4 protein-coding genes are annotated in these 3,863 nt (G+C 47.8%); 1 reads left to right on the top strand and 3 read right to left on the bottom strand.

What is annotated here, in order from left to right; translation table 11 throughout:
- Positions 1–422 (bottom strand): putative toxin-antitoxin system toxin component, PIN family (locus IQ219_RS17850; protein ID WP_194073496.1); only part of this gene is annotated, 422 nt, incomplete at its 3' end.
- The gene (locus IQ219_RS17845; RefSeq protein WP_194073495.1) at positions 412–630 is read right to left on the bottom strand and encodes a hypothetical protein; all 219 of its coding nucleotides are present in this window, start codon (positions 628–630) and stop codon (positions 412–414) included. The genes IQ219_RS17845 and IQ219_RS17850, both read right to left, overlap by 11 nt.
- A gap of 278 nt (positions 631–908) precedes the next feature.
- Here IQ219_RS17845 and ahcY point away from each other — a divergent pair, with 278 nt between their 5' ends.
- Positions 909–2,186, top strand: a complete 1,278-nt coding sequence (gene ahcY / locus IQ219_RS17840) for an adenosylhomocysteinase (protein ID WP_194073494.1) — start codon at positions 909–911, stop codon at positions 2,184–2,186.
- Between the two features lie 186 nt (positions 2,187–2,372).
- Here ahcY and IQ219_RS17835 read toward each other — a convergent pair.
- Positions 2,373–3,863: bifunctional (p)ppGpp synthetase/guanosine-3',5'-bis(diphosphate) 3'-pyrophosphohydrolase (locus IQ219_RS17835; RefSeq protein ID WP_194073493.1), on the bottom strand; the 1,491-nt coding region annotated here is incomplete at its 5' end.

Below are 3,863 nucleotides of genomic sequence, written 5' to 3'. Positions count from 1 at the left end.
ATCATGGCGAGAATAGCAGTCTGAAAATGTTGATAGGAGACAATTTTTACAGTTTGAAATGGGTTTAATGCTAGCAAATCACTATCTCCCGTCACTAAATAATTTGCATTGCCTGAGACTGCCAAATCTAGCAAAAAATTATCCTTCTTGTCTCGACAACTGTCAAAGTGAAAATTTATCTTAACCAATTCAACTTTTTTGTTTAACAGTGCGACTAAATTTTGGATTGCTGTTTCGGAAAAGTATTTCTTAAACTTAGGGCGATATAATACATCCATCAGCTCAACAAACAAATCTTCACTGAATAAAATCACCACTCGGTTATCAATAATAGCTTGATTCAAACCTTGAAGAGTTTTTCCAATCAGAAAGCTAATCCAGATATTCGTATCAATCACAGCCCGGATAGCTTCATTGTTCATGGTAGTTATCTTGCCGGACTGCTTCAACTTCTCGGGTAATGTCTTCTAGAGTTAATTCATCGGTTTTGACGGAATTGAGAAATTTGTTGAATCTGGTGGCAAAAGTATCCTTCTCTAAAAGTTCTAATAATTCTAGTTTTTCTTCAAGATTACATTGGGCAATAATATTCTTCAGCTCAGGGAAGTCTAGTGGCGGCAATGAGTTCATTTTTACTTTTCTCCGAGAGGGGAATTATAACTCCCATTATTGCATTTCCAATAGTTCCCCAAGAATCTGCTCAAAAAGCCCCCTGGCCCTAATTCTGGGGGGATAAATTTAAATTTTTCCCATTTGCCGGAGCTTTAGTAGGGAAATTTAGGGACAGATCAGAACTTTGCAAATCGACGCTAACAGTCTGTCAATGGACAAAGGGACGATCGCCATTCCAGACCGATAAAATGTTAAGTTATATCACATTCAAGCAAAGTTCTTAGGAATTACTCCGTATGGTAGCAACGCCCGTTAAACAGAAATACGATATTAAAGATATTAGCCTCGCTCCCCAAGGTCGTCAGCGCATCGAATGGGCGGCCCGGGAAATGCCCGTTCTAAAGCAAATTCGGGAACGTTTTGCCCAGGAAAAACCCTTCGTTGGTATCCGTTTGGTGGCCTGCTGTCACGTTACCACCGAAACCGCTAACTTGGCGATCGCCTTGCATGCCGGTGGGGCTGACTCCTTGCTCATTGCCAGTAACCCCCTCTCCACCCAAGATGACGTGGCCGCCTGTTTGGTCGCCGACTACGGCATTCCCGTTTACGCCATCAAAGGGGAAGATAACGAAACCTATCACCGCCATGTGCAAATTGCCCTGGATCACCGCCCCAACATCATCATTGACGACGGTAGCGACGTGGTAGCCACCTTGGTACAGGAACGGCAACACCAACTGAGTGACATCATTGGTACCACCGAAGAAACTACCACTGGTATTGTGCGCCTGCGGGCCATGTTCAACGATGGGGTACTTACCTTCCCCGCCATGAACGTCAACGATGCGGACACTAAACATTTCTACGACAACCGCTACGGCACCGGCCAATCCACCCTGGACGGCATCATCCGAGCCACCAATATTCTCCTAGCCGGTAAAACCATTGTGGTGGCTGGCTATGGCTGGTGTGGTAAAGGGGTCGCCATGCGGGCCAAAGGTATGGGAGCTGACGTAATTGTCACCGAAATTAGCCCCGTACCGGCGATCGAAGCTGCCATGGATGGTTTCCGAGTCATGCCCATGGCCGAAGCGGCCCAACAGGGAGATATTTTCATCACTGTCACCGGCAACAAACACGTCATTCGCCCTGAGCATTTTGCTGTCATGAAGGATGGGGCGATCGTTTGTAACTCCGGTCACTTTGACATTGAAATTGACCTTAAATCCCTCAAGGAACAGGCTAAGGAAGTTAAGGAAGTACGCAACTTCACGGAGCAATATATTCTCCCCAATGGCAAATCCATTATTGTGATTGGCGAAGGCCGTTTGGTTAACCTGGCCGCCGCTGAAGGGCACCCCAGTGCGGTGATGGATATGAGCTTTGCTAACCAAGCCTTGGCCTGTGAGCATTTGGTCAAAAATAAGGGTCAATTAGAGCCCGGTATGCACTCCATTCCGGTGGAAGTGGACCAAGAAATTGCCCGTTTGAAACTCCAAGCCATGGGCATTGCCATTGACAGCTTGACCCCCGAACAGGTGGAATACATCAATTCCTGGGCTTCCGGTACCTAAACTGATGACAAATTAAGTTTTCTGACTTAAAACTTTTTAAATCTCCTAATTGCAGGGGATTTTTTTGTTTCTAGCCAGGCCATAGGAGCGCTTCCCCTCACTTCTGCCCCCTACCTTGCTAACCGTTTAATGTCAGCATTTGTGGATATCCTCTAGCGGGGGATGGGGATCGACCAGATAGCCAAACTAACCGGAGATTACCCGACGTAGATCCATAACATCACTCATATTTTTAATTTTGGCCATGATGCCCAACAGTTGTTGGTAGTCCCGAATGTCAATTTTGAGACTGATGATAGCGGGCCGCCCTAAATGGGTTTTAACATCGGCGTTGCGGACGTTAATGTGATTATCGCTGAGGCGGGAAAGGATATCCTTCAGCACCCCCACTCGGTCAATGGCTTCAATGACAATGTCCACCGGATAGGTTTGGTGATTATTATTGTTGGGATTCCACCGCACCGGAATCAGGCGATCGCCGTCCATTTGTTCGAGATTATGGCAACCCTGGCGATGGATGGAAATACCCCGGGCTCCCCTGGTGACTACCCCCATAATGGGTTCCCCTGGTAACGGATGGCAGCAGCCAGCAATGTGATAAAGCAAGCCTTCAATGCCGGCGATCGGAGAATTATCTTTACCTGTGGCCGGGGGCGCAGTGGGATGAACTTGGGGAGAACTGGCGAGGGTAACTTCCTGGTTGGATTGGTTATTTTTAACGTTGTTAACATTATTTTCCCGCAGACGGTTGACAACGGCATTGGAAGTAATTTCGCCGTAGCCCAAACCCGCCAACAAATCTTCCACATTTTGGTAATTACAGCGCTCTGCTGTTTTTTGCATCGGCTCCGATTTCAGCAGAGCTTCCAAACCAGTTTTGCCCAATTCTTTTTCCAATAATTCCCGGCCCCGGAGAATATTCTCATCCCGGCGGGAACGCTTAAACCATTGGCGAATGCGGTGGCGGGCACTGGGGGTAACGACAAAATTGAGCCAATCTAAACTGGGGTGGGAATTCTTTTGGGTGACAATTTCCACAATATCGCCATTTTTCAGCCTGGTATCTACCCCCAACCATTGGCCATTAACCCGAGCCCCTTTCATGTGGTGCCCCACTTCTGTGTGGATACGATAGGCAAAATCCACCGGCGTGGCCCCCCGAGCCAGGGAAATTACTTCTCCCTTGGGGGTGAATACATAAACGTCATCGTCAAAGAGATTCTGTTTAAGGTTTTCCACATACTCCTGGGCATCCTTGAGATCGCTTTGCCAGTCCAGCAGTTGCCGCAACCAAGTAAACTTTTCGTCAGTGGAAGTGAGAGCCGTATTTTCCGAGCCACCACTCTCCTTATATTTCCAGTGGGCCGCAATCCCGTACTCTGCCACATGGTGCATTTCTTCGGTGCGGATTTGGATTTCCAGGGGCCGACTGGTCAGCCCCAAAACCGTAGTATGGAGGGATTGGTAGCGGTTGGGTTTGGGCAAACCGATGTAATCCTTAAAGCGCCCTGGAATGGGTTTAAAGACGTCGTGTACCACCGACAGGGCCCGGTAACATTCCCCCTTGCTTTCCACAATGATCCGTAGGGCGGCAATGTCATAAATCTCTTCGAAGGCCTTATCCTGGCTGGTCATTTTGTAATAAATGCCATAGAGGTGTTTGGGCCGGCCCTGGAG

Source organism: Synechocystis sp. LEGE 06083, from assembly GCF_015207725.1.
Taxonomy (GTDB): Bacteria; Cyanobacteriota; Cyanobacteriia; order Cyanobacteriales; family Microcystaceae; genus Synechocystis; species Synechocystis salina.
This window is presented reverse-complemented; position numbering and strand designations above follow the sequence as displayed.

Bases quoted from the DNA above. Each gene is read 5' to 3' on its own strand.
- IQ219_RS17845 (WP_194073495.1), bottom strand. From the start codon at position 630: ATGAACTCATTGCCGCCACTAGACTTCCCTGAGCTGAAGAATATTATT.
- ahcY (WP_194073494.1), top strand. From the start codon at position 909: ATGGTAGCAACGCCCGTTAAACAGAAATACGATATTAAAGATATTAGC.